General features: G+C 63.0%; 22 protein-coding genes. 14 read left to right on the top strand and 8 right to left on the bottom strand.

What is annotated here, in order from left to right; genetic code table 11:
- Window positions 1-159: 159 nt before the first annotated feature.
- The 3 genes from BM346_RS15905 (at window position 160) to panP (ending at window position 4118) form a co-directional block, all read left to right on the top strand.
- A complete protein-coding gene (locus BM346_RS15905; protein ID WP_092015488.1) occupies window positions 160-1866 on the top strand; it encodes an isovaleryl-CoA dehydrogenase in 1707 nt (568 codons plus the stop codon).
- The gene (locus BM346_RS15900) at window positions 1859-2200 is read left to right on the top strand and encodes a DUF503 domain-containing protein (RefSeq protein WP_092015485.1); all 342 of its coding nucleotides are present in this window, start codon (window positions 1859-1861) and stop codon (window positions 2198-2200) included. Before BM346_RS15905 ends, BM346_RS15900 begins: the two co-directional genes overlap by 8 nt.
- Before the next feature lie 247 nt (window positions 2201-2447).
- Window positions 2448-4118: a pyridoxal-dependent aspartate 1-decarboxylase PanP gene (panP, locus tag BM346_RS15895; protein WP_092015482.1), complete on the top strand. Its 1671-nt coding sequence runs from the start codon at window positions 2448-2450 to the stop codon at window positions 4116-4118.
- A gap of 12 nt (window positions 4119-4130) precedes the next feature.
- Here the strand turns inward: panP and BM346_RS15890 are convergent, their stop codons facing one another.
- Window positions 4131-4397, bottom strand: coding sequence for a hypothetical protein (locus BM346_RS15890; RefSeq protein WP_092015479.1), 267 nt, complete (start codon window positions 4395-4397; stop codon window positions 4131-4133).
- 85 nt (window positions 4398-4482) lie between these two features.
- Window positions 4483-6045, bottom strand: a complete 1563-nt coding sequence (locus BM346_RS15885; RefSeq protein ID WP_092015476.1) for an inorganic phosphate transporter — start codon at window positions 6043-6045, stop codon at window positions 4483-4485.
- A gap of 154 nt (window positions 6046-6199) precedes the next feature.
- Between BM346_RS15885 and BM346_RS15880 the strand changes: the two genes are divergently transcribed.
- Window positions 6200-6655, top strand: coding sequence for a flavodoxin domain-containing protein (locus BM346_RS15880; protein WP_092015473.1), 456 nt, complete (start codon window positions 6200-6202; stop codon window positions 6653-6655).
- Between the two features lie 170 nt (window positions 6656-6825).
- On the top strand, window positions 6826-9378 hold the full coding sequence (locus BM346_RS15875) for an EAL domain-containing protein (RefSeq protein WP_092015470.1): 2553 nt from the start codon (window positions 6826-6828) through the stop codon (window positions 9376-9378).
- Between the two features lie 15 nt (window positions 9379-9393).
- On the opposite strand, the gene tesB is transcribed toward BM346_RS15875, so the two are convergent.
- The 3 genes from tesB to BM346_RS15860 all read right to left on the bottom strand — a co-directional run bounded on the left by tesB (window position 9394) and on the right by BM346_RS15860 (window position 11833).
- Window positions 9394-10263 carry an acyl-CoA thioesterase II gene (gene tesB / locus BM346_RS15870; RefSeq protein ID WP_092015467.1) on the bottom strand — a complete coding sequence of 290 codons (870 nt, stop codon included), beginning with the start codon at window positions 10261-10263 and terminating at the stop codon, window positions 9394-9396.
- Between the two features lie 214 nt (window positions 10264-10477).
- Window positions 10478-11653: an FAD-dependent oxidoreductase gene (locus BM346_RS15865; protein WP_092015464.1), complete on the bottom strand. Its 1176-nt coding sequence runs from the start codon at window positions 11651-11653 to the stop codon at window positions 10478-10480.
- A 12-nt stretch (window positions 11654-11665) separates the two neighbouring features.
- Entirely contained in the window at window positions 11666-11833 is a 168-nt protein-coding gene (locus BM346_RS15860) for a rubredoxin (RefSeq protein WP_092015461.1), read from the bottom strand.
- A gap of 200 nt (window positions 11834-12033) precedes the next feature.
- Here BM346_RS15860 and BM346_RS15855 point away from each other — a divergent pair, with 200 nt between their 5' ends.
- The 5 genes from BM346_RS15855 to phoR all read left to right on the top strand — a co-directional run bounded on the left by BM346_RS15855 (window position 12034) and on the right by phoR (window position 16357).
- A complete protein-coding gene (locus tag BM346_RS15855) occupies window positions 12034-12591 on the top strand; it encodes a hypoxanthine-guanine phosphoribosyltransferase (RefSeq protein ID WP_092015458.1) in 558 nt (185 codons plus the stop codon).
- Complete coding sequence (locus BM346_RS15850) at window positions 12572-13144, top strand: chorismate--pyruvate lyase family protein (RefSeq protein WP_092015455.1); 573 nt, start codon at window positions 12572-12574, stop codon at window positions 13142-13144. The genes BM346_RS15855 and BM346_RS15850 overlap by 20 nt, the downstream gene beginning before the upstream one ends.
- Before the next feature lie 98 nt (window positions 13145-13242).
- Window positions 13243-14130: a 4-hydroxybenzoate octaprenyltransferase gene (gene ubiA, locus BM346_RS15845; RefSeq protein WP_092015452.1), complete on the top strand. Its 888-nt coding sequence runs from the start codon at window positions 13243-13245 to the stop codon at window positions 14128-14130.
- A 133-nt stretch (window positions 14131-14263) separates the two neighbouring features.
- Window positions 14264-14956: a phosphate regulon transcriptional regulator PhoB gene (gene phoB / locus BM346_RS15840; protein WP_092015449.1), complete on the top strand. Its 693-nt coding sequence runs from the start codon at window positions 14264-14266 to the stop codon at window positions 14954-14956.
- Between the two features lie 60 nt (window positions 14957-15016).
- Window positions 15017-16357, top strand: a complete 1341-nt coding sequence (phoR, locus tag BM346_RS15835) for a phosphate regulon sensor histidine kinase PhoR (protein ID WP_092015447.1) — start codon at window positions 15017-15019, stop codon at window positions 16355-16357.
- On the opposite strand, the gene BM346_RS15830 is transcribed toward phoR, so the two are convergent.
- The gene (locus tag BM346_RS15830; RefSeq protein ID WP_092015444.1) at window positions 16328-17143 is read right to left on the bottom strand and encodes a response regulator; all 816 of its coding nucleotides are present in this window, start codon (window positions 17141-17143) and stop codon (window positions 16328-16330) included. The genes phoR and BM346_RS15830 overlap by 30 nt on opposite strands.
- A 157-nt stretch (window positions 17144-17300) precedes the next feature.
- On the opposite strand from BM346_RS15830, the gene BM346_RS15825 reads away from it, so the two are divergent.
- The 3 genes from BM346_RS15825 (at window position 17301) to BM346_RS15815 (ending at window position 20391) form a co-directional block, all read left to right on the top strand.
- On the top strand, window positions 17301-18527 hold the full coding sequence (locus tag BM346_RS15825; RefSeq protein WP_092015442.1) for a lytic murein transglycosylase: 1227 nt from the start codon (window positions 17301-17303) through the stop codon (window positions 18525-18527).
- A 127-nt stretch (window positions 18528-18654) separates the two neighbouring features.
- Window positions 18655-19686 (top strand): metal-dependent hydrolase, encoded by a 1032-nt coding sequence (locus BM346_RS15820; RefSeq protein ID WP_092015439.1) that lies wholly within the window; start codon window positions 18655-18657, stop codon window positions 19684-19686.
- Window positions 19687-19689: 3 nt separating this feature from the next.
- Complete coding sequence (locus BM346_RS15815; protein ID WP_092015436.1) at window positions 19690-20391, top strand: pseudouridine synthase; 702 nt, start codon at window positions 19690-19692, stop codon at window positions 20389-20391.
- 11 nt (window positions 20392-20402) lie between these two features.
- Here the strand turns inward: BM346_RS15815 and BM346_RS15810 are convergent, their stop codons facing one another.
- Window positions 20403-20882: an asparaginase domain-containing protein gene (locus tag BM346_RS15810; protein WP_092015433.1), complete on the bottom strand. Its 480-nt coding sequence runs from the start codon at window positions 20880-20882 to the stop codon at window positions 20403-20405.
- Between the two features lie 237 nt (window positions 20883-21119).
- Here BM346_RS15810 and BM346_RS15805 point away from each other — a divergent pair, with 237 nt between their 5' ends.
- Window positions 21120-23531: a phosphoketolase family protein gene (locus BM346_RS15805; RefSeq protein WP_092015430.1), complete on the top strand. Its 2412-nt coding sequence runs from the start codon at window positions 21120-21122 to the stop codon at window positions 23529-23531.
- On the opposite strand, the gene BM346_RS15800 is transcribed toward BM346_RS15805, so the two are convergent.
- Window positions 23520-26276, bottom strand: a complete 2757-nt coding sequence (locus BM346_RS15800; protein WP_092015428.1) for an HAD-IC family P-type ATPase — start codon at window positions 26274-26276, stop codon at window positions 23520-23522. The two genes, BM346_RS15805 and BM346_RS15800, sit on opposite strands and share 12 nt — an antisense overlap.
- Between the last annotated feature and the right edge of the window lie 81 nt (window positions 26277-26357).

The following is a 26357-nucleotide window of genomic DNA, read 5'->3' as shown; positions in this document are numbered from 1 at the left end:
ACGTGCATGGGCGCCTTGGCGTCTTTATAATCGGGAATTGATGACAGCGCTATCAGGCGACAACGTCTTTTTTGTAAATTTTTGTAACGATTGGCGACCCAATCAAATTCCCCTGGACTTTTATAATAAATACAACACCCTGGACTTGTGAGGCCCGACATGAATGCCAAGCACCCCACCCCCGACGCGACGGGTTTTCAGCCTGACCCCTGGCTGGCCCAGACCCATGAGGTAGTCAACCAGCCGCCCGCCCTGGAGAACTACAACCTGTTCACTGAGGATACCGCCCTGCAGGAGGCCGTGGAGCGGGAAGGGGCAGGGTGGGCCCGCCAGGAGCTGGAGGCCTTCGGTGAACTGGCCGGTCGCCGGGAAACCATCGAACTGGGCTTCCAGGCCAATGACAACAAGCCCACCTTCCACACTCATGACCGCTTCGGCCACCGCATTGATGAGGTGCGCTTTCACCCCGCCTACCATGAGCTCATGAAGCTTGCCCACGACCACGGCCTCCACAGCAGTCCCTGGGAGAAACCGGGGCCCGGGGCCCACGTTGCCAGGGCGGCAAAATACTACCTGCACACCCAGGTCGAGGCCTCTCACGGATGCCCCATCACCATGACATTCGCTGCCATGCCATCGATCATGAAGCAGCCCGACCTTGCCGAACGCTGGGCATCGAAGATCCTCAACCGGGAGTACGACCCCCGTAACGTGCCGGACAGCGAGAAGTCCTCCGTCACCATCGGCATGGCAATGACCGAGAAGCAGGGAGGCAGCGATGTGCGGGCGAACACCACCCGGGCCGTCCCCACCGGCCCCGGAGGACCTGGCCAGGCCTATGAGCTGGTCGGCCACAAGTGGTTCGTCTCCGCCCCGATGTGCGATGCCTTCTTGGTGCTGGCCCAGGCACCCGGCGGCCTTTCCTGTTTCCTGATGCCCCGCTGGCGCCCCGACGGCAGCAAGAATCCCTGGCAGATCCAGCGCCTCAAGAACAAGATGGGCAACGTCGCCAACGCTTCCAGCGAAGCGGAGCTGCGCGGTGCGCTGGGCTGGATGGTTGGCGAGGAGGGCCGCGGCGTTCCCACCATCATCGAAATGGTGGCCATGACCCGTTTTGACTGCATGATCGGCAGCTCCGCCGGTATGCGCCAGGCCGCCGCCCAGGCGCTGCATCACTGCCATCATCGCAGCGCCTTCGGTGCCCGCCTGAGCGATCAGCCCCTGATGCAGAATGTGCTCGCGGACCTGGCGCTGGAAAGCGAGGCGGCCATGGCCTATACCTTGAGGATAGCCAGGGCCCTGGATGCACGGGACGACGAGCAGGAGCAGCTGTTCCTGCGGCTGGCCACACCCGTAGGCAAATACTGGATCTGCAAGCGCACGGCGAATCACGCCTATGAAGCCATGGAGTGCATCGGCGGCAGCGGGGTAATGGAGGACTGCATCATGCCAAGGCTGTACCGGGAGGCCCCGGTCAATGCCATCTGGGAAGGTTCCGGGAACGTGCAATGCCTGGACACCCTGAGGGCGCTGCAGAAATCGCCGGATTCCCTGGAAGCCTTCTTCAGCGAAGTCAGCCTGGGCCGGGGGCAGGACCGCCACTTCGATGGATTCACCGACCGGCTGAAGCAGGATTTCGCCACCGCAGTGAAGGATCAGCAGACCGCCGCTTTCCAGGCCCGTGACCTGGTGGACCGCCTGGCCACCTCGCTGCAGGCATCCCTGCTGATCCGTCACGCGCCTTCCGCGGTGGCCAATGCGTTCTGCGCCTCCAGGCTGGCCAGCCAGGGCAGCCACAATATCGGCGCCCTGCCCCACGGCATTGACGCCTCCGGCATCATCCAGCGAGCGACCCCTCATGTCTGACCTGTTCCGAAAACTGCTGGCGGAGCGGGAAGCCGCCCCCGTCAGCCTGACCCCCCAGATCGGCATCGTCACCCTGCACTTCCAGCTGTACGGAGTGGCGGATCTCAAGGCAAAGCGGAAAGCCTTCACCCCCATGAAAGCCATCTGGGGCAGGGAACCGGACCTCGCCGTAGCGGAGACCGGTGATTTCGAGGCGCTGGACAGTGCCGTGTGGAGCGTTGTCGCCATCGGTGGTACCTCCCAGCAACTGACAGCCAGGCTGGACCAGGTGGAAAAGGCCATCGAACAGCGCATCGATGCCCCCGTGCTGGATGTCCACCGGGAACTGCTTTGAGCCGTGCCCGGGCGCGCCGGCGGACAGTTGGCATCCCACACCATGACGCCGTATACTACGCGGCCCTGACCACGGTCTGGCGTCCAGCCCGACAGGACCGCAACCGACCCGTCCGGTAGCCGGAACCCTCTGGGAACCAGCCCCGGACCCCGACAGGAGGTTGAGGACACAACCCCCTGGTTAAAGTTCCGCTGAAGTCGCCGGGTAACAGGAACGCCCCGGAGATACCACAGAGTGCGTGGCGCGTATGACCGGTAAGAAAAAGTCAGCCCAGGCGTCCATAGAGGCCATGTACCGGGTATTCACCGTACCCGAGGCCCCGGAATCCACCCTGAGCCGGATTGACCAGAATATCTCGGGTAACCTTGCCGGTTTCCTGCAGGAACATATTGTTGCGATCGAGCGCGACCTGAGCGACGTGGAGAAGAACTTCTCCGACTCCGCCGTTCCCGAAAAGCCCATCTTCGTGTCCGAGCAGGCCCAGTTCCTGCTGGACAAACTGGTGGCCAATTCGGTTCATACCGCCTCCCCCAGCTTTATTGGCCATATGACCTCGGCACTGCCCTACTTCATGCTGCCGCTGTCGAAGATCATGATCGCCCTCAACCAGAACCTGGTAAAGACAGAGACCTCCAAGGCGTTCACGCCCATGGAACGGCAGGTACTGGGAATGATTCATCGTCTGGTTTACCAGCAGGATGGCGCCTACTATCGCAAGTGGATGCACGACCCCCGCCACGCCCTTGGGGCCATGTGTTCCGGTGGCACGGTGGCGAACCTCACCGCTCTCTGGGTTGCCCGAAATCGGGCCTTCCCGGCGGAAGGCAGCTTCCGGGGCCTGCATCAGGAGGGCCTGTTCCGGGCACTGAAGTACTATGGCCACGACGGGGCCGCAATCCTGGTGTCCCGGCGGGGGCACTACTCCCTGCGCAAGGCGGCGGATGTGCTGGGTCTGGGCCGCGATTCCCTCATCCCCATCGACACCGATGACGAGAACCGTATCCAGATCGACGCCCTCCGGGACAAATGCCTGGAGCTTCAGCGCCAGAAGGTCAAGATCATGGCCATCTGCGGCATCGCCGGCACCACAGAAACCGGAAATGTGGACCCCCTGGATGCCATGGCCGATGTCGCCCGGGAATTTGGCGCCCACTTTCACGTGGATGCCGCCTGGGGCGGCCCGACGCTGTTTTCGCGCCAGTACGGCCATCTCATGCGCGGCATAGAGAAAGCCGACTCGGTCACCTTCGATGCCCACAAGCAACTTTATGTACCCATGGGCGTGGGACTGGTGGTCTTTCGAGACCCCACCATGGCCAGCGCCGTGGAGCACCACGCCCAGTACATCATCCGCAAGGGCTCCAGGGACCTGGGCAGCACCACCCTGGAGGGCTCCCGGCCGGGCATGGCGATGCTGATTCACTCGGGCCTCAAGATTCTGGCCCGGGAGGGCTACGAGATCCTGATCAACCAGGGCATCGAGAAGGCGAAGACCTTCGCTGCGATGATCAGCGACGACCCGGACTTCGAACTGGTCACCGAACCCGAGCTGAATATCCTTACCTACCGCTACTGCCCGGAACGGGTCCAGCAGGCACTCGCCGCTGCTGACCCGCTGCAGGCGGAGCGCATCAACATGAGCCTGAACCGCACAACCAAGTTCATCCAGAAGGCCCAGCGAGAGCGGGGCAAGGCATTTGTGTCTCGGACCCGCCTCGAGCCCGCACGTTACAGCAAGTTTCCCTGCATCGTGTTCCGGGTGGTGCTGGCCAACCCGCTGACCACGAAGGAAATACTGCAGGACATACTGGAAGAACAGAAGGAGCTGGCGAAGGATCCCCGCCTGGCGGACGAAATGGAAATACTGCACCAGCATGCCGAAGCGGCGCTGGCGGATGCTCCCGCGAAGCGGGCCTGAAGGCCCGCCGCGTCAGTAAAGGGCTTCCTCGTCGTCCAGGACGTCGTCAAGAATATCGAGAAACATCTTGTCGGCCTCGCTCCACTGCTCGGGAATGCGCACCGTGGTGGAAGCACTGATCTCATCGGCCATCAACTGATGGGCATTGGGCTTGCCCCGGTGCTTGCGGGCGATCTCCACGCATTTGACGGCCACCGTCGGGTCGCTCAGCACTTTCTTGATGAACACCCGCAGCTCGGCAATAACTTTCGCCTGACGGCTTTCACTTGCTGTACTCATAACCGGGAACTCTCCAGGGTTGCTATACAGGGCAGGGAACAGACTCGAGTATGCCGGATTCCCTGCCCTGACGGCCAGTGGTGGATCAGATCAGAAGCCCGCGAATGGTGAAGTACAGGATAGCGGCCAGAATCGCCGACACCGGCACGGTGATGACCCACGCTGCCGCGATGCGGATCAGGTGAGAGCGCTTCACCAGCTCCTCCCGGTAGATCTTCTTCAGACGCTTGCGCTCCTTCTTGGATAGCGGGATATCCTGCTTGTGCTTGCGTGCCTCTTTCAGCAGCGCTTCCATTTCCTCCACGGAGGCGTTGCGGAAGTCGTCCAGGAACGGCTGCAGCCTTTCACGCTCGTCTTCATCGTGCCGATCCAGAATCTGGTGGATCTGGGTGGCGTAACTCCGCTTGAGGTACTCCCGCAGGAAACCCACGCCGAACACGCCGCCGATGGCGATGTGCGTCGAGCTCACCGGCAGCCCCAACTGGGAAGCCAGGATCACAGTGAGTGCGGCAGAAAGCGCAACGCAGAACGCCCGGGTCTTGTCCAGCTCGGTGATCTCCGAGCCCACCACCTTGATCACCCGGGGCCCGAAAAGCAGCAGGCCCACCGAAAGACCCAGGGCACCCACCAGCATCACCCATAACGGGATGGTGGCATCGGAGACGATGGCGGAAGCAGCCAGGGCATCGTTTATGGCCGCCAGCGGACCGATGGCGTTGGCCACATCATTGGCACCGTGGGCGAAACTCAGCAGGCCGGCGGCAAAGATCAACGGCCAGACAAACAGGGCATTAACCCCATCCGCGTTATTTTCCATGGTGGCGGCCCGGCGACCCACCATCCGACGCATGAGGAAGAATACGGCCACGGCCACGGCCAGACCCACCAGGGAGGCACCGAGGAAGTCCACCGCGATGATCTTCTTGACCCCCTTGATCATCAGGTAGGTGCCAAAGGCCCACGCCATGATGGCAACCAGCCAGGGCACGAACTTGCGGGCACTGGCAACCAGGTCACTCTGGTAGAGAATTGATTTCTTGATGGCCAGCAGGAACAGGGCCGCGATGATGCCGCCAAGGGCGGGGGAAATGACCCAGCTGGCCACGATCTTGGCCATCACACCCCAGTCCGCGATACCCCAGCCGCCGGCGGCAATGCCGGCGCCCAGCACACCGCCCACAATGGAGTGGGTGGTGGAGACCGGCGCGCTCATCCAGGTTGCCAGGTTAAGCCACAGGGCACCCGCCAACAGTGCCGCGGTCATCAGCCAGATAAAGGACCTGACGTCATCCAGCCGCTCCGGAGCGATGATGCCACCCTTGATGGTCGAGACCACGTCGCCGCCGGCAATCAATGCCCCGGCCGCCTCGAAAACAGCGGCCAGCATCACCGCCGCAAACAGTGAAATGGCGCCCGAGCCCACGGCGGGACCCACGTTGTTGGCGACATCGTTGGCGCCAATATTGATCGCCATGTAGCCGGCGATGACCGCAGCGGCCACCAGCAGGGACTTGTTGGGAAGGTCTCCTGCCAGCTGACCGACCGCAAGTCCGATGATGACCAGGAAAATCAGGCTGATGCCTATTCGATACCGTTCCGTTTCAGGGCTGGTAAGAACCTGGTCCAGAAAACTGATCGACTTTGCCATAACAACGATCTCATGCAGCAAATGAATGGGCGGCACTATAAAATCTTTGCAACAGAATTGAAACAAAGCACTGGCTGCCAGTGTAGTTGAGGTACCCGGGTCTCGCCGCTACCATTGACGACCTCACAAACCGCTCCCACAGGTGGAAGTATTCATGACGGAGATTCAGATTCTGACAGGCAGTGTCTATGGTGGCGCACTGCTGACCGCCCGCAAGATCCGCGACGAACTGTCTTCCGACAGTATTTCCATCCATGTCCACGAAAATCCGACACTTGCCAGCCTGACCGAGACATCCGGACCGGTGCTGGTCTGTACCTCCACCACCGGCCAGGGGGAAATTCCGGCGAACCTGCTGCCTTTCTACCTGGAACTGCGAGAGACCCTGCCCCTCCAGGACGGACGCCCCTTCGGCGTGATCGTGCTTGGGGACAGCTCCTACGGGGACACCTTTTGTGGTGCGGGGGAGCTGATGGAGGAGGCATTGCTTGAGGTCGCTGCCCGAAAGGTAGGCGAGACCCTGTGTATTGACGCCCTCGAAACCATGGAACCGGAAGCCGAGGCCCTGCCCTGGGCGAGAAGCTGGCTGTCCAGGGTGTCCGATCAGTGAAGACGCATCGGCCGGTGCAGTGCGAGGGCCGGGCAGGATAACAAACAGTTACAAGATGTGCGGATTTGGACACACACTTGCGGGACCCGGCCCTTGAGTAACCGGGATTTAATGTTGATACTCAACCGGGTGCATTGCTTTCCAAATAATGAAAATCAAACAGGCATCCCGTGCAGCGAACTGCAGTCCTGACATCCCTACTGATTCTCGCTTCCTTACTGATCCCCTGCCAGGGGACCAGCGCTGAAAGGGAAACGCTTGGGGACATCCAGTATCTGCGCCTGTCCCCCGACCAGCCGCTATTATCACCTGGGGAGGCACTTGCGCGGGAGGACTGGAACCCCCTGCCCGGAAAGACACCCAACTTTGGTTACACGAGGGATGTGTTCTGGTACCGGGCGGGGGTACCAGAGGCAGACGGCCGCCGCATTCTCGAAATCTCCTATCCCCATCTCGACGATATACGCTTCTGGCCCCTGGCCAACGGCAAACCTGTCGAGCGGTTCCATACGGGCGACCGGCTGCCTTTCCAGCAGCGACCACTCAGGCATTCCAACTTCCTGTTCCCCTGGGAGCTTCGGGGGGAGGCTGAAAACGGCATTCTGCTGAGAGTTCAGACCCGGGGCGCACACCACGTCCCCCTTGAATTGTGGCGACCGCGGGAGCTGTTACCGCAATTGTCCCGGGAGGACCAGCTCCACTCGCTCTATTACGGCATACTCATCACCATATCCTTGTTCAGCCTGATGGTCTTTCTGGGGCTGAGGGAAAAAATCTATCTCTATTACCTCTTTACCACGGTCAGCTTCCTGTTGCTGCTGGCATCCCTTAGGGGCATCACCTACCCCCTGCTCTGGCCAGCCAGCCCGGCCCTTCAGAATTACAGTATCCTCGTGGCCATACCCCTGGCTGTCCTCTCGATGGTCCTGTTTTCCCGGAAATTTCTGCAGCTGAACCGGCTTCGTAACTGGGCTGACCACTGTCTGCGGGCTGCCCTGGCCATTAACCTGGTGTCGCTGGCGGGAATTTTCCTGCTGGATTACAACCTTTCCATCTGGTTGTCGGTCTCCGTTGGCCTGATTACCTGCCTGCTGCTCGCCATCATAGGCCCGGTACTCTGGATCCGCGGCCACCCCCAGGCGGGGATCTACACTCTGGCCTGGGGCGCGCTCACCATCGGCGGCCTGGCCACCGGCGCCAATGCCTATGGCCTGCTGCCCAACAGTTTTGCCACCACCTACGGCATTCAGCTGGGCTCGACCATCCAGGCCCTCGTACTCACCATGGCGCTGGCCAACCGGGTCTATCGGGAAAGGGAGTCGCGGGTCCGCTCGCAGCAGGCGGAGTTGGCAGCGCTGTCTGCCCAGCGCCGGGCGGAGCACCGGGTCATGGATCAGGCCATGAGGGACCCGCTCACCCAATTACCCAACCGCACCTGCTTCGAAGTCAACGCCGCCGAGTGCCTCAGCCTCTCTCCCGGCAAGCGCTGGGCCATCTGCGTGGTCCGACTCGAAAACCTGGCAGCCATTACCAAGACCCTCGGCCATCGCAACTCCGATCGCCTGCTTGAACTGGTTAGCCTGCGCATGAACCAGATCGCCGCCAGTCTGCCGGGTATCCAGCGTATCGGTGCCCAGGACCGTGACTGCCTGGCGGTTCTGGAGCCCGCCACCTTCGCTTACCTGCTGGATGCCCGCCAGGCTGCGCAGGCGTCCTCCCGGGTCACCGACAGTATCGAACAGCTCCGCGAGCCCATTGACTACCTGGGGATGCAGCTGAGCCTGGACTCCTGCGTCGGCGTTGCCCTGTGCCCCGATCACTCCACGGACCTCAACACTTTGGTACGCCAGGCTTATGTGGCCCAGGAGTCAAGCGCGGCCAGGGAAAAGGGCATTGCCTACTACAAGCCCGCGAAGGACCCCTACAGCCCGGAGCGGTTGACCCAGGTCACGGACCTGAAGCATGCCCTGCACGAAGGCGAACTGGCACTCTGGTACCAGCCCAAGCTCAGCCTCCGGGACGGACGCATGGTAGGGGTGGAGGCGCTGATCCGGTGGCCCGGACGCCAGCCGGCCATTCGGGCGGATCAACTGATTCAGCTGGCGGAACAGAGCGGCCTGATCCGGCCCATTACCCGCTGGGTCATGGAGCAGGCCCTGGCGGCACGGGCACTGCTCCTCGAGGCGGGCCTCGACCTGACCGTTTCCATCAATATTTCTCCCAACAATCTGCGGGAAAAGGACTTCCCGCTGTTTGTCCAGCGTCTGATGACCAGCCACCACCAGCACCGGGGCAGGCTGATTCTGGAGGTGACCGAGACCTCCATGATGCAGGACCCGGCCAATTCCATGCGCACGCTTCGTTCACTGGACTACGCCGGCATCCCCCTGGCCATCGACGACTTCGGGTCCGGCTACTCGTCCCTGTCCTACATCAAGCAGCTGCCCGCCTGTGAGGTAAAGATCGACCGCTCCCTGATCACTGACCTGCGCACCCACCCCGACGACCGGATTATCGTGAAGACCACCATCGACATGTGCCACAGCCTGGGTTACCAGGTTGTGGCGGAGGGGGTTGAGGACGAGGAAACCATCGAACTGCTGAGGGAAATGGGCTGCGACATGATTCAGGGATATGTGCTGGCAAGGCCGCAGCCGCTGGGGGATCTGATCCGTCAGCTCACGGACCAGCAAACGGACACGCCCGCCGGCACTACCGGCTGAGTCCGCAACCCGGCACTACCCGGCCTTGGGCCGGCGGCGGCGGATCAGCGCTTCCTGGGCGGTGGAGGCCACCAGCCGGCCATCCCGACTGAATACATTGCCGCGATTGAAACCGCGGCCGCCTGCCGCGCTGGGACTGTCCTTGTCGTACAGCAGCCAGTCGTCCATGCGCAGGTCGCGATGGAACCAGATGGCGTGATCCAGACTCGCCACCTGCATGTTCGGAGTCATGAAAGCCACGCCATGGGGATTCAGGGAAGTGCCCAGGAAGGCGAAGTCGGAAGCATACGCCAGCAGGCAACGGTGCAGGATGGGATCGTCCGGCAGCTCGCCCTGGGTCCGGAGCCAGCTTTGCTTGTGGGGCGGTTTGATCTCGGGGTTCAGGGGATTGACCGGGTCCACTGGGCGGATCTCGATGGGACGGTTGCGCATCAGCTGGTGATGGAACTTTTCGGGCACCCGCGCGAGCAGGTCCTGGTTCAGTTCCTGCTCGGTTTTCAGGGATTCCGGTGCCGGAGCCTCGGGCATGTCCAACTGATGATCAAAACCGTCCTCCTCGACATGGAACGACACCGATCCCGTAAGGATTTCCTTGCCATCCTGTCGCGCGATTACCCGGCGTACGGAAAAGCTGCCGCCGTCACGCACCCGCTGCACCTCATAGTCGATGGGTGCACTGCCATTGCCGGGGCGCAGGAAGTAGGCGTGCATGGAATGGGGCATGCGATCTTCAATGGTGCGGGTGGTGGCCATCAGGGCCTGCCCGAGAACATGTCCGCCAAAGAGGTTGGGAAAGCCCAGGTCCTCACTCTCACCCTGAAAATGGTCATCGCCAATCGGGGCGAGGTCCATCAGCTCAACCAGTTTTCTGGTAATCTCCAGCATGCCTACTCCTAGAGTTTGGTCGACCCCCAGGGCCAATCCGATACCGGACCACTGAACATCGCGGTGGCAGTGGCACGGCGACCTTCCGGATCCTTAGCTTACGAAGCGGTTATTTCTACCGAAACACCGCGGCCCGCGCAACCATTCCTTTGGCAGGCACGGGGCAACCCGGGCGCTGTGCAGGGACCGGCCAGCCGCGAACCCGACCCCGGGCCTATGGCTGGGGAGACAGCACCGGGGGGACCTCCCGGGAGAGGGCCTGCTTTTCCATAGCGTAGTCTCCGGTCACCGCAAATCCCAGCAGCTGGCCATCCGCGGCCCGGTAAAGGGCCCTGACACTGGTGCCGTCCACCTGTACGTCCCAGTGCCCCTCCGCATGCGCCATGGGCGGGCACACCGCGGTGGGGCAACAGGGGGTCTTGACCATCACCGGCATGGCTCCCCAGCTGACCGGCGTTTCCTCGCCCGCCAGGGTCTTCGCCAGCGCCCGCGCCGATGCCATCAACGGCAACACATACATCAGCACCTGGCCTTCCACTTCTGCGCAGTCCCCCAGGGCGTAGACATCCGGGGCACTGGTCGCCAGGGTCCGGTCCACCTTGATGCCATGCCCCACCTGCAGGCCGGCCTCGGCCGCCAATGCCGTTCTTGGCCGCAGGCCCACGGCGGAAATCACCACCTCACCCTGAATACTGGCGCCATCCGAGAGCCACACGACCGCCTTCCCGTCCTCATCGATCACCGATTCGGCGGCGACGCCCAGATGGAAGCGCACACCCTCCGTTTCGAGCGACTGCTGGACCGCTGTGGCTGCGGCCTCCGGCAGCAAGCCGGGCATCACCTGGACGGAGGGCGCCACCACAGTGACGTCGTAACCACCGTTGCGCAGATCGTTGGCGTATTCACAGCCGATCAGGCCAGCGCCCAGGATGACCACCCGGTGCCCTGGCTCCAGCCGCTCCCGGAATAGCCGATAATCCTCCAGGTCGTTGATTGATACCACCCGGGCCGAGCCGCTGATCGCCGGGGGTAGCCGGATTACCTCAGCGCCCCAGGCCAGTACCAGCTTGCGGTAGGCCAGCCGCTCAGCGCCGATCAGGATTTCATGGGCGTCGGGATCAAGGGCGGTCACCCGGGTCCGGGTCCGGATGTCCATGTCGAGCTGTTCCGCCATGGCGCCGGCATCCGCCTGGGCAAGCTCCCGGGCGGTCTTGTCCTTGGTGAAACCAGTGGAAAGCATGGGTTTGGAATAGCTGACGCCGTCATCGGCGGTGATCATCATCAGCGGGGTGTCCCTGTCCGCCTTCCGAAACTCCCTGGCCAGGGAGTAGCCGGCAAGGCCGCTGCCAATGATAATCACCGGCGGAGCACCAGGATCCTTGGATCTCATAATGTCATCGCCTCAGCCGATCTCGATCATTTCAAAGTCTTCCTTGCCGACGCCGCAGTCCGGGCACTCCCAGTCCTCCGGGACATCGTCCCAGGCGGTCCCGGGCGCGATGCCGTCCTCCGGCCAGCCTTCAGCCTCGTCATAGATGAATCCGCATACGACACACTGCCACTTTTTCACGCATGTCCTCCTGTCAGTCGTCCGGCATCGGGCCCTGAGTATCCATGGCACCCCTGGAAATTCAGGCCCATGATACCCGCACCGGCGGCGGGGCCAAAGGATCGCTTCGTCTTTTCCGTACCCGGATGGTATCTTCGGCCCCTCCCTTAAGCGGATCACTTTCGCTATACTTGCGCGTTTTACGACAGGACCCGACTCCCATGACCGACAGCGTCGACGAGCTGAACCAGGTAATCGCGGAAGCAGATTGCCTGGTGAGCGAACAGCAGGTCTACCAGGCCATCGATACCATGGCGGAAGAGATTACCGCGGCTCTGCGGGACAGCAATCCGCTGTTGTTCTGCGTCATGAACGGCGGCCTGATCCTTACCGGCCAGCTGCTTCCCCGGCTGAAGTTCCCGGTACAGGCCGAATACCTGCACGCCACCCGCTACCGTCAGGAGACCACCGGCGGCATTCTGGAATGGAAGCTGCGCCCCGAGGCGGACATGAAAGACCGCACCGTTCTGATCGTCGATGACATTCTCGATGAAGGCACCACGCTCAACGCCATCGCCGACTACTGTCTCGCCCACGGCGCCGAGAGGGTACTGACGGCGGTACTGGTGGACAAGCAGCACGACCGCAAGGCGAAACCAGGGCTCAAGGCGGACTTTACCGGCCTCGAAGTGGAAGACCGCTTCCTGTTCGGTTTCGGCATGGACTACAAGGGCTACTGGCGCAACGCTCCGGGCATTTATGCCGTCAAAGGCCTCTGACCGCCCGTTCCCGGAGCGCCGCCGCTCCATCGTACCGCCAACCCGCTGGTACAGCTCCTTCCGCCAGGCCTGCCTCCGGGAGCCGGCTTTACGGGGAAATGCCGCCTACTGGCTGCAGGTGGAGGGTTCCCTGACCCGCCATCTCCAGTTGCGCTGCCAGCACGGCTTCCATGTCGAGGTGGCCGCTGAGGGCTTCGCGGTTCCGGCCTCCGAGGAGGCCGCCACGCTCGACATTCCCGAACGGCAGCTTGCCTGGATCCGGGAGGTTCGCCTGTGTGGTGACAATGAGCCTTGGGTGTTGGCCCGCACCATCATCCCCCTGCACACCCTCGCCGGCCGGGGCAGGCGCCTGCGCCACCTGGGCCGCACCCCGCTGGGCGCCTGGCTGTTCAGTCACCGGGAGTGGACCCGGGGCCCACTTCAGGCGGGGCTTTGCGAGCCCGCCGACGGGCGTCAGCCCTGGTGCGCCCGGCGCTCGGTTTTCGCCAGTGGCCCGCGGCAGCTGCTGGTGGGTGAATACTTCCTGCCAGCACTACTGGACCAGGCTCCCTGACACCGGTCTCCCACTGGCTGCCAGAGATGTTAAACTTCGGTGTCCCGGACGGGCACCCAGGCCCGTCGCCAGCCCAGCCTTAGGGAGTAACCGTCTTGATGACCCCGGATGTCCTGTCACCCAGCCTGCGCAATCGCCTCATGGATTACGCCCGCCTGCTGCGGATCGACCGGCCCATTGGCTCTCTCCTCCTGCTCTGGCCCACCTGGTGGGCACTATGGCTGGCGGCCGAAGGCTCCTACCCGACCCTGAGCAACCTGGTGGTCTTTACGCTGGGTGTTTTCTTCATGAGGGCCGCCGGTTGCGCCATCAACGACTTCGCCGACCGAAAAGTGGACCGGCACGTCAAACGCACCAAAGACCGCCCCCTGACCTCTGGCCGCATCCAGCCAGGGGAGGCCGTTGCCCTTTTTCTTGCGCTGGTACTCGCCTCCTTCCTGCTGGTGGTGCTGTTCACCAACACCCTGACGCTCTACCTTTCCTTTGGCGGTCTGGTCCTGGCCTTCGTCTATCCCTTCATGAAGCGCTATACCCACCTGCCCCAGCTGTTCCTGGGAGCGGCTTTCTCCTGGGCCATTCCCATGGCCTGGGCGGCGGAAGCGGGCGAACTCAGCCGCCTGACCTGGCTGCTGTTTACAGCCAACGTGCTCTGGACCATCGCCTACGACACTCTTTATGCCATGGTGGACCGGGATGACGACCTCAAGGTCGGCATCAAGTCCACCGCCATCCTGTTCGGCGATGCCGACCGGCTGATCATCGGCTGCCTGCAGGGCCTGGTGGTTATCACCTTGCTGATGGTGGGCGTGCAGGCCGGGCTGGGCTTTTTCTGGTACCTGGGGGTAACGCTGATGGCTGCCCTGTTCGGCTGGCACCAGTACCTGGCCCGCCACCGCAGCAGAGAGGGCTGCTTCGAGGCCTTTCTGAACAACAACTGGGCGGGCTTTGTGGTGTTTGCCGGCCTTGCGCTGGACAAACTCTTCTGACCAGGCCCCACCACATAAAGCCCTGACGGTCTACCGGGAGTTTTTCGTATCCATTGCAGCCTCTGTCATATACTTGTCACAGTTTCCCGTTGTAATGAGGCAGCAACAAACAATGGAACGCAGGTAAACGCCCATGTCTGGAAAAACCGTCCTGATTGTTGACGATGAGGCGCCCATTCGCGAAATGATTGCGGTGGCACTTGAGATGGCCGACTACAACTGCCTGGAGGCAGCGGACGCCAAGGAGGCCCATGCCCTGATCGTGGACCGGCAGCCCGACCTGGTGCTGCTGGACTGGATGCTGCCCGGCACCAGCGGTGTCGAGCTGGCCCGTCGCCTCAAAAGGGAAGAGACGACCGCCGAGATTCCCATCATTATGCTGACCGCCAAGGTGGAGGAAGACAACAAGATTCAGGGGCTGGAGGTAGGCGCGGATGACTATATCACCAAACCCTTTTCGCCCCGCGAGCTGGTTGCACGTCTGAAAGCCGTGCTGCGCCGCACCACGCCGGCCGGAATCGAATCCCCCATCGAGGTGGAGGGACTGACCCTGGACCCGGTCGGGCATCGGGTGACCGGCCCACAGGGCCCCATCAGCATGGGACCCACGGAATACCGGCTGCTTCAGTTTTTCATGACCCACCAGGAGCGGGTCTACACCCGGTCGCAACTGCTCGACCAGGTGTGGGGCGGCAATGTCTATGTGGAGGAACGCACAGTGGATGTCCACATCCGGCGCTTGCGTAAAGCCCTCGGTGAGCAATACGATCATCTGATACAGACAGTACGCGGCACCGGGTACCGCTTTTCCACCCGCGCCGCCTGATGGCAACCGCCAGCACTTGATCGCATCGCCAGCGACAGAACCGGAACAGGTCTGATTCGGATGAATTACAAGTGGTCCCGATACCTGCGGATGATCCTGCTTTTCCTGGCCGCCGCCTTCCTGGCTGGCCTGGTTGTGGGCTATCCGCTGGAAGGACTGCTGGCGGGTCTGCTGGTCTATCTTGCCTGGACCCTTGCCCAGGCCCGCAAGCTCTATCGCTGGCTGAGCAATCCCGGAGCGGGCCAGGAGGCGCCGGAAAGCATCGGCCTGTGGGGAGACATCTTTGATGGCCTGCATAAGTTGCACCGCGGTCACCTGGCCACCCAAGACCGGCTGCTGTCCCAGTTCAACCGCATCCAGGAGTCCACCAACGCCATGCGCGACGGCGTCGTGATGACCGACGCCAATGGCGTGCTGGAGTGGTGGAACGACTCAGCCGAGTACCTTCTGGGGCTCAAGCGCCGGACCGACCGGGGCCAGCCCATTCAAAACCTGATCCGGGCCCCGGCCTTCAAGCGCTACTTCAGCCAGCGGGACTATCGCGACCCCCTGGAAATGAACTCGCCGGCCCGTCCTCACCTGCACCTGCATATCCAGATCAGCCTGTTCGGTGAAGACGAGCGGCTGATTGTGGTGAAAGACGTCACCCGACTGTTCCAGCTGGAGCAGATGCGCCGGGACTTCGTCAGCAATGTGTCCCATGAGATGCGTACGCCGCTGACGGTGATCAGTGGTTACCTGGAAACCATGGTGGAGAGTGCCGACGAGCTGCCGGCCCGCTGGCGCCGGGCCCTGAACACCATGGCCCAGCAGTCCACGAGGATGGAGGCACTGATCACCGACCTGCTGATGCTGTCGAAACTGGAAACGGGGGAACAGCACGGTCCGGAAACGGTGGTGGATATCCAGGCCCTTTGCCGGCAGATCTGTAACGACGCCAGAGCTCTGAGCGGCGATTCGGGCCACCAGTTCCAGCTGGATATCGGGGAGCGGCACTACCTGCGCGGCGACGAGGACCAGCTTCGCAGCGCCTTCTCGAACCTGGTGTTCAACGCGGTGAAGTATACACCCGCCGGCGGTCGCATAAGCATCCACTGGAGTACCAACCGCGACGGGGCCCACCTGTCGGTGAAGGACACCGGCATTGGTATCGACCCGGTACACATCCCCCGGCTCACGGAGCGGTTCTACCGTGCCGACCCCAGTCGCCACAAGGAAACCGGCGGTACCGGTCTGGGCCTGGCCATCGTCAAGCATGTACTGCTGAACCATGACGGCACACTGGAGATTCGCAGCGAGATCGGCGGCGGCAGCGAGTTTATCTGCCATTTCCCCAGAATCCGGCTGGCCGAGCCCGTCCCCGCCGAAGTCTCAGCCCCGGAAATCGGCGATGAAATGTGACAGGTCCTCAAGCTTCTTCGGGTCTTCGTCCACAAAACGGACACCGACACTGACAAAATCGGTATCCTGACGCTTGTCCACTGCCTGCAACTGGTAGACATAGCCATTCAGCCTGGCCACCCGGCCTTCCGCCACTTCAATGTCCACCACCGCCTGGTCGAGGATGCCCGGAAAATCCTGGTCCCGCTTGGCAATCACGCGGACTTCCGACAGGGTAACGTCCTTGATCACGCACTTCAGGGTATGGCCTGCGAACCGGATGGCCGCCACAGACAGGCGACCGGAACGATCGGATCTTGCCGGAGCCTGCTGCGGCACCGGCTTGCGGGTAAGCACATCGGCGGATTCCCGGAAGGCATCCGCGGTCGGCGATCCTCCACGCCCCTCCTCCACCATGGCCTTCTGCAGCGTCGGCCCCATGACCTTGATGACTTTCCTGGTCAGACCCTCGGGGCTGAAGGGTTTGCCCAGATACTCCGATACGCCCTGCTGGATCGCCTCAACCACGTGGCTCTTGTCGCCCCGACTGGTAATCATGATGAAGGGCACCTTGCGGTAATGCTCCTCGCCGCGCATCCACTGCAGCAGCTCCAGCCCGGACATTTCTGGCATCTCCCAGTCACACAGGATCAGATCAAACCGGTTGCGGGACATCAGCGACTGGGCCCGGCGGCCGTTCTGGGCCTCCGCCAGTTCAATTACCGGGAAACGCTGACGCAGAGTACGCTTCACCAGATCCCGGACAAAACTGGCGTCGTCGACCACCAGCGCTTTTATTGCTGCCATATCATTGCCTTCCTGAAACCTTTCCCGACCCCACCGGTCTGTTATCGTGGGATGTCGCGGTAACTGTTTATCACGCTCCGAAACGCGCTACCATAACCCCAATTTATCAGGTCAGAGAGAGGTTTGTGTGGTTAATACCCAGAAATGCCGGCAGTGGATGTCATTGAGAACCACCTTTGGACCACTGCTGGTCGCGAGCCTTGCCCTAGGTTATGTCTCCGCCTCCGCCGACCCGGTGCCGCCGGAGAAACCGGCGGATTTTGACGAGTGCCTGATCAGGATCGGGGACAGGGCGACGTCCGAAGGCGTTTCCCGGCGCACCGCGGATGCTGTGCTGGCACGGGCGGAGTTCCTGCCCAGGGTCATCGAACTGGACCGGCGCCAGCCGGAGTTTACCACGACCTTCGCCGACTACCTCGGCCGCCGCGTCAATGAAGCCCGCATCGAGCGTGGCCGTGAGATGCTCGAGGAGCACCGTGACCTGCTGAACCGGGTAACCCGCGAAACCGGTGTTCCGGCGGCCTACCTGGTCTCTTTCTGGGGCCTGGAAACCAACTACGGTAGCTATTTCGGCAAGATGTCCGTACCCAGCGCACTGGCAACCCTCGCCTGTGATCCGCGACGCGGCAGCTACTTCTCCGGGGAACTGGTATCGGCCCTGAAGATTGTGGACGAGGGCGCCATCAGTGCTGAGAAGATGGAAGGCTCCTGGGCCGGCGCCATGGGCCATGTCCAGTTCATGCCCTCCGTTTTCCTGCAGCACGCCACCGATGCCGATGGCGATGGCCGCCGCGATCTCTGGAACAGCATTCCCGACGCCATGATGTCCGCGGGCCGGTTCCTGGAAAGCATGGGCTGGGATCAGGACTACCGCTGGGGGCGGGAAGTCCTGCTGCCCGAGGGTTTTGACTATGCCCTTGCAGGCAAGGGCCGTCGCCCGCTGCCGGAGTGGCGGGCGATGGGCGTAACCGATGTCCACGGCAATCCGGTTGCAGAGGAGCCCATTGACGCCGGCCTGGTGGTGCCCGCCGGCCATGAGGGCCCCAAGTTCCTTGCCTACGACAATTTCCGCGTGATCATGGGGTGGAACCGTTCGGAGTTTTACGCCATTGCCGTGGGCCATCTGGCCGACCGGATCGCCGGCGCCGGCCCGTTGAAGAACCCCCCACCTGAGGATGCTCCGGCTCTGTCGCGGGAGGACGTCGAGCAACTGCAGTCGACCCTGAACGAAAAGGGCTTCGACGCCGGCCGGCCGGACGGCATTCTCGGGCCAGACACCCGGGCTGCCCTGCGCCGTTACCAGTCAGGCAAAGGGATGATTGCGGACGGATTCCCGGACCGGGAGTTGCTCCGCCAGCTGGGCATCGGTCAGCCATCTTCCTGACCCCTGACTGTACCCCGACCCGTGCCGGTAGGGGTAGAATGATCCGTCAGAGGATTGTCGCCCTATACCCTGACAGTTCGACGGCCTGTTGGCTGTCCCCCGGGGAAGCCCATAGCCAGGTTATGACATGGATTCATTGACACAAGCCGTTCTCGGTGCGTCCATCGGCGGCGCCGTTGCCGGAAAATTCCTGGGGCGCACGGCCCTCGTTGGTGGTGCTCTGCTGGGTACCCTGCCAGATCTGGACGTGGTAATTGACTACGGCACGGCCATTGCCAACTTCACCCAGCACCGCGGTTTCAGCCACTCACTGTTCGTGCTGGTGCCACTGGCCCTGGCGCTTGGCTTCGCGCTGCATCGCTGGAAACCGGCCGTTCCCCTCGGGCGATGCCTTGCCTTCACGCTCCTGATCCTGGTAACGCACCCCCTGCTGGACGTGCTGACCACCTACGGAACCCAGTTGTTCTGGCCCATTGGGCCGCCCCTGGGCACCACCAGCATTTTCATCATCGATCCCCTCTACACCCTGCCACTGCTGGCTGCGTTCATCTATGGCCTTGTTCGCCCCCCGGCCCTGAAGTTCCAGGCCACGGCTCTGGCGCTCTCATCGCTGTACCTGGTATGGGCAGTCACGGCCCAGACCCTGGTAGAGCAGCGGGTGACTCCCGAACTCGCCAGGCAGGGCCTCGATGACGCACCCATGATGGTCCAGCCCATGCCATTCAACACCCTGCTATGGCGGGTTACCGTGATGGGGGAAATGGAGCGCCTGGAAATGGTGACCGGCCCTTTTGAAGATGACCGGCCCCTGGTGGTGGAGCGGTTCCCGGTGAACCGGACGTTGTTGCTCCAGCTGGCGGCGCTGCCGGAAGGACAGCGACTGATCTGGTTCACCGATGGCTTCCTGGATGTGCGGGCCCGCGACGACAGGCTGCTGGCCACCGACATCCGCCTGGGCGTACCCGGCGCCCACCCCTTTACCTTTGTCGTCGCCGAGAGAACCGCCGACGACTGGAAGCCCGTCGACAGCACCAAGACCTCACGGCCCACGGTGAGCAGGGACGCGATTCAGGCCTTCTGGTCCCGGCTCAGTGGCGAAGCCGAGGTGCTCTGTCTGGCAACGTTCAAGGCCCTGCCCGGCGGCAGCAACTGTTCCTGATATATGAGACTGGACGGCTACCTCTGCCAATGTACGGATCTCTCCCGCAAGGATGCCAGGCGGGCCATTTCCGCAGGACGGGTTCGGGTTAACGGCAAAGCCGTGAGAAAGGCATCCGCCAGTCTGCCCGCCGCGGCCGAGGTCACCCTGGATTCGACGCCGGTCAGCCCCCCGGGCGAGCTCTATCTCATGCTCCACAAACCTCCCGGAGTCCTGAGCGCAACCACGGACGCCGCCCAGCCAGTGGTCACCGACCTGCTGCCGGAAGACATTGGCCGGCGCGTCCATCCAGCCGGCCGCCTCGACCTGGACACCACCGGACTCCTGCTGCTCACATCCGATGGCCAGTGGTCCCACCGGATCACCTCGCCCCGCCACCGGTGCCCGAAAACATACCGGGTGACCCTCGCCGAGCCCCTCAGGGGGGATGCAGCAGGAGTGCTCGAGTCAGGCGTGATGCTGGCCGGAGAGTCCACACCAACCCGACCCGCGACAGTCACGCAGCTGGACAGCCGGGTTATCGACCTGACCATCTCCGAGGGCAGATACCATCAGGTCAAACGCATGCTGGCGGCCGTCGGAAACCATGTCACAGCGCTGCACCGGCATCGTATCGGCTCCGTTGTCCTGGATCCGGCGCTGGCGCCAGGGGAGTTCCGTCACCTCACCGGCGACGAAATCCGCCAGCTTGCGAAAACCGATTAGTATCCCGTCCTTCAGGTACGCTCGAAGCGCCCAGCCCGGAGATTCTTTTGCACCCGGCCAGCCTCGAACACCTCTCCATTCATCGCGATGTAGACTCCCGGAGCCAGCAGGCCCACCGCTGCCATCGCAAAGCCGAGATTGAACACCGCGTCACTGCGCCGCATCCGGGCCGGCTGCATCGCGCCGAACAGCACCACTGTCTTGCCCGCAATGCCCGTCAACGCCCGCGCGGTCTCCGCCATGGTATCAGTGCCATGGGTAATGAGAATCCGATCCTCCGGACAGTTGATAACCGCCTGGCGCACCCGCTCCCGATCATCATCGGTCAGCTCCAGACTGTCCTTGCGACACAGCTCCGTCAGCTGCCACTGAGCAGCCACGTTGGCCTCTTCCAGCAATTCTGGCAACAGGCTGTCCCCCACCGCAAACTCGCTGTTGGCATCGTGGTAGATCTTGTCGATGGTACCGCCGGTTGTGAACAGGTGGATCATGATTCACGGGTCCTCTGATGGGTAGGTCTGAACCGACATCATAGCGAATCCGGTGCGGCACCACCCGCCCCTGACCCAGGTCAACCCAGGGTTGATTTTCGCCGGCTACACTCAACACATCACATAATCATGTAAACAGAATGCCGGAGATTCGAAACAGCCGGTGTTTAAGCGGACACACTGACACATCACCATGGACCAGAACCCGGAAACAGACCGGTGCACCGGAGGGCAAAGATGAGCAGACCCTATGCCGACCTTCACATGCTGGATGCGCTGGCCGACGACCAGCCAATGTTTGATCGCTGGCGTCAGGGCTACGGTGTTATCCGACACCTGCCGGAAACCCAGGAGCGGGTGGTCCAGCTGGCGGAGCAACTGGTGGCGGAGAGACTGCAACCGGACACCGACGCGGTCTATCGCACCCTGTCGGCACTCGACCGGCTCACCAGTGCCGGGCTCTGGCTCGTCGCCCATATGACCTACACTAACCGGGTCCGCACTGACGGGTCGCCCCTGGAAGCCTGTGACTTCAAGACCCACCCCGAGGGCCATACCGGTGGCGCCCTGAACATGGTGCCCGGCTACGCCGCCTACATGGCCCTGAATGCGCTGACCGGCGATACCAGGAGCTGGCTTATGGGCCAGGGCCATTGCGTGGCCGCCATTGACGCAGTCAATGTACTGCTGGGCAACCTGCAGCCGGAACAGGCCGAGCGATATGGCAGTGCCGGTGGTCTTGATCATCTGGTGGCGGATTTCTACAGCTTTCGGCAACGGCCGGACGGCCGCACCGAGGCCCCCCTTGGCAGTCATGTGAACCCCCACACCGCCGGCGGTATACTGGAGGGAGGTTATCTGGGCTTTGCCGAGCTCCAGTACGTCCATATGCCTCTGCCAGGAGAATCACTGGTGGCCTTCCTGTCGGACGGCGCCGCCGAAGAGCAGCGGGGCAGCGACTGGGCGCCCCGCTGGTGGCGGGCGGAAGACTGCGGCTACTCCCTGCCGGTGATGATCGCCAATGGTCGCCGGATCGAGCAGCGTACCGAGCTGGGTACCCGTGAGGGCCTGGACGGATTCATGCTGCATCTGTCCCGTTGCGGCTTTGACCCGATACGCTTCGACGGCCGGGACCCCGCCGCATTCGTTTGCACCCTGTTCACCATGGAACGGCGGCTTAAGAAAGCGGCAAGGGAACACAGCCAGGGCCTCCGTCAGTACCCGCTACCGGTCCCCTACGGTATCGCCGAGACCGAAAAGGGCTACGGCTTCTACGGGGCCGGCCGCAATGCCGCCCACAATCTGCCCCTGCCGGGAAATCCCCGCCGGGATGCCCAGGCGAGGGAACTGTTCAATCACCATGCCGGGCGACTGCACGTGCCCGAGAAGGAGCTGAAACAGGCCCTGGAACTGCTGGCCAATCACCGCCGGCAGCAGCGCCCCCTAGAGAAGGATCATCCGCTGGCGACAAGAAACCCGGAGGCGCCCGCCCTCCCCGAACTGTCAGCCCGCAGCGATACCTGCTCGCCCATGCTGGCGGTGGACGATTTCTTCCAGGCCCTGGTCGCCAGCAACCCGCGGCTGCGACCGAGGGTCGGCAACCCGGATGAACTGGGCAGCAACAAGCTTTCCGGCGTGCTCTGCGCCCTGCGTCACCGGGTTAACGAACCAGAGAACGACCAGGAATCGGTGCATGGCAATATCATCACCGCCCTGAACGAGGAAGCGGTGGTTTCCGCCTGCCTCGCCAACAAGGGCGGCCTGAACCTTGTGGCCAGCTACGAGGCTTTCTGTGTGAAGATGCTGGGAGCGATCCGCCAGGAGCTGATTTTCGCCCGGCACCAGAAGGAGCTGGACCGGCCCGCCCAATGGCTCGGTTTTCCCGTCATCGCCACATCCCACAGCTGGGAAAACGGCAAGAATGAGCAGTCCCACCAGGACACCACCTTCTGCGAAGCCCTGCTGGGGGAAATGAACGACATGGTACGGGTACTGTTTCCTGCTGACTACAACAGTACCCAGGCGCTGTTGCCGGAAATCTACACCAGCCGGGGTCAGATCGCCTGCATGGTAATCCCCAAGCGGGACCGCCCCTGTGTGTTCACGGCCGACGAAGCCCGCAATCTTGCGCGCACCGGGGCCCAGGTGGTGGATGAGGACCTGTCGGAAGGCACTCCCCTGCTGCTGGTGGCCAATGGTGCCTACCAGCTCTCCGAGCTGATTCACGCCTGCGAGCGGCTGAGGGATACCAGTACGCCATTCCGACTGGTGTACGTCCAGGAGCCAGGACGGTTTCGCACGCCCCGGGACCGCTTCGAGGCTGCCGCCTGCCTGTCCGGGCCGGAGCAGGAGCATCTGTTTCCCCGCGACTATTCATACCGGGTGGTACTGACCCACATGCGCCCGGAAGTCTTTCGCGGCCACGCCACCGGCATCTGCGGTGATCTCCGGCGCACCCGGGTTCTGGGTTACATTAACCGGGGCGGCACCCTCAACGAAGCCGGCATGCTGTTCGCCAACCAGTGCACCTGGGCCCATGCCCTGTACCAGAGCGCGGATCTGCTTGGCCGCCCCGCCAGCGACTTCCTCAGCGACGATGAACTGGCGGCGGTGGAGGGCCACGGCTCGCCGGAGGTGTTAGTGGAGTAGGCGCGAGCCGGAACCGATGAGCCTGGTGCGCAGCCAGGTTTCCAGCTCCAGCAGCATCAGGACGGTTACCCCCGCCGCCACCGAGAATGTCAGCCCGGCCAGGTCGACGGGGGCCGAGCCAAAGATAGCGTTGAACAGCGGAAGCCAGGTAAAGAGCGCCTGCAGCACGACAACCGCCGCCAGGGCTCCCAGCACAATGGGAGTACCCAGAACACCACGCAGGGTCATGGAAGCGCTGTCCAGATAGCGGACCGCAAACAGGTAGAACACTTCCATTGCCACCAGGGTGTTTACTGCCATGGTCCGAGCGAATTCGGTATCGCCACTGCGGGCCATGCCCCATGCCCAGGCCGCGAAAATGCCCGTCAGGAAAAGCAACGACACCAGCACTACCCGCCACAGGACGAATCCCTCAAGCAGGGACTCCGAGCGCGGGCGGGGCGGCCGTGCCATTATGCCGGGCTCCGGTGGCTCGAAAGCCAGGGTCATGGCCAGCACCACGGAACCGACCATGTTCACCCACAGAATCTGCAGGGCGGTGATGGGCAGGGTCAGGCCCAGCAGGAGCGCGGCTACAAGGCTTATGGACTCGCCACCGTTGATCGGCAGCATGAAGGCGATGGCCTTGCGGAGATTCTGATAGACCGTGCGGCCTTCACGGACCGCGGCGACGATACTGGTGAAGTTGTCATCGAGCAATACCACCGAGGAAGCCTCCCGCGCGGCCTCGGAGCCCTTCACTCCCATGGCGACGCCCACGTCGGCGCGCTTGAGGGCAGGTGCATCGTTAACACCGTCGCCGGTCATTGCCACCACCTCGTGCTGTGCCTGAAGGGCCCGCACCAGCCGCAGCTTGTGCTCCGGACTGGTGCGGGCAAAGACATCCACATCCCTCGCCAGTCCTGCCAGCGCCTCGTCCCCCGCCTGATCGAGCTCGGCGCCGGTCAGCACCCTGGCACCCTGACCCGCACCCAGACCGAGTGTCGCGGCAATCGCCCCGGCGGTTCCGGCGTGATCACCGGTTATCATCTTCACCCGGATGCCCGCCTGCCGACACTCGGCAATGGCCTGAATCACCTCCGGTCGCGGGGGGTCCATGAAGCCGGCAATACCCAGCAGCTCAAGTTCCTGGCCCACATCATCGATGCTCAGGGAAGTCGTGCCCCGGGGCATGGGACGGCGGGCGAAAGCAAGAACCCGCAGTCCCTCTCCGGCCATTGCATCCACGGCCTGCTGCCAGGCTACCTCATCAAGGGGGATCGGGCTGCCATCGGCAGCCAGTTCGGTGGCGCACATTGCCATGACCCGTTCCGGCGCCCCCTTGAGATACACCATGGTGTGGCCATGGTGGTCATGGTTCAGGGTGGCCATGAACCGGTATTCGGCGTCGAAGGGAATTTCGTCCAGCCTGGGCCACCGGGCGTGGGCATCCGCCAGGGTATTGTCGGCCTTGAGCGCCAGCACCTTGAGAGCTCCCTCCATGGGATCGCCCACCACCCGGACCGGATCCTCCCCCAGCTTCAGCTCGGCGTCGTTACAGAGCGTGCCCGCCAGGGCCAGCTCCAAAGCCGCTTCTGTTGCGCCTTCGTCTCCCCTCTCACGTGAGACCGAGCCGTCGGGAAGGTAGCCGCTGCCGGAAATCCGGTAGCGTTCGCCCCCTGCCACCAGGGCGGTCACCGTCATTTCATTGCGGGTAAGGGTGCCGGTCTTGTCGGAGCAGATCACCGATACCGCCCCCAGGGTTTCAATCACCGGCATTCTCCGTACCACCGCGCTGCGCATGGCCATCCTCCGCACGCCAATGGCCAGAGTGATGGTGAGGATGGCCGGCAGTCCCTCCGGGATAGCGGCAACGGTCAGCCCCACCACTGCCATGAACAACTCATCCGCCGCCAGCCCACTGAACCAGGTCCCGGCCACAAAAATCAGTATCCCCACCACGACGATGATGATGGACAGATAACGGGCAAACCGGTCCATCTGGGCCAGCAACGGTGTCTTCAGGGTGTCTGTGCGCCGCAGCAACCCGGAGATCCGGCCGATCTCAGTCTCCGTCCCGGTCCTGACAACCACCCCCTGGGCGGTCCCGGTGGTGACCATGGTTCCGGAGAAGGCCATATTGCGCTGGTCTCCCAGAGCGGCGCTCCCGGGCTGGGCGTCGACGGTCTTGTCCACCGCCATGGACTCACCGGTCAGGATGGCTTCATCCAGCTGCAGGCCATGGACCTTTTCCAGACGCAGATCCGCCGGCACCCGGTCACCGGATTCCAGCAGGACGGTATCACCCGGCACCAGTAGTTCCGCGGGAATGGTGTGGCGCCCATCCTGGCGCAACACCACGGCATTGGGCGCGAGCATGTGCCGGATGGAGGCGAGGGCTTCCTCCGCCTTGCCTTCCTGAAGGAAGCCCACCAGGGTCTGGATGACCACCACGGCCAGGATGACGGTGGTATCCACCCAGTGCCCCAGCAGCGCGGTGATACCGGCGGCTGCCAGCAGGATAAGGAGCAGCAGGTTCTTCAGCTGGCGCCCCAGCCGGGCCAGGGGGCCACTGCGGTTTGCCTCCGGCAACCGGTTTGGTCCGACGGTTTTCAGGCGCCGGGCCGACTCGTCGACATCCAGGGGGCCAGGCGCGCCCAGCCGGCTTCGGACATCCGCCACCGAGGCCTCATGCCAGCCCGGGGCAGTTAAACCATTTGCTCCGGGCGGCCGATGGGCAGACGAATCAGACGTTACCGGGGCCATTGCTGTTACTCCCTCACAAGAATGCCCGGCATTACGTTGCGCCAGGAACCCTTTCCCAGATTGAAACACCAGCCAGTATTG

The organism is Marinobacter daqiaonensis (assembly GCF_900115285.1).
Classification (GTDB): Bacteria; Pseudomonadota; Gammaproteobacteria; order Pseudomonadales; family Oleiphilaceae; genus Marinobacter; species Marinobacter daqiaonensis.
The sequence above is the reverse complement of the archived record's forward strand: the minus strand, read 5'-3'. Positions and strand labels throughout refer to the sequence as shown.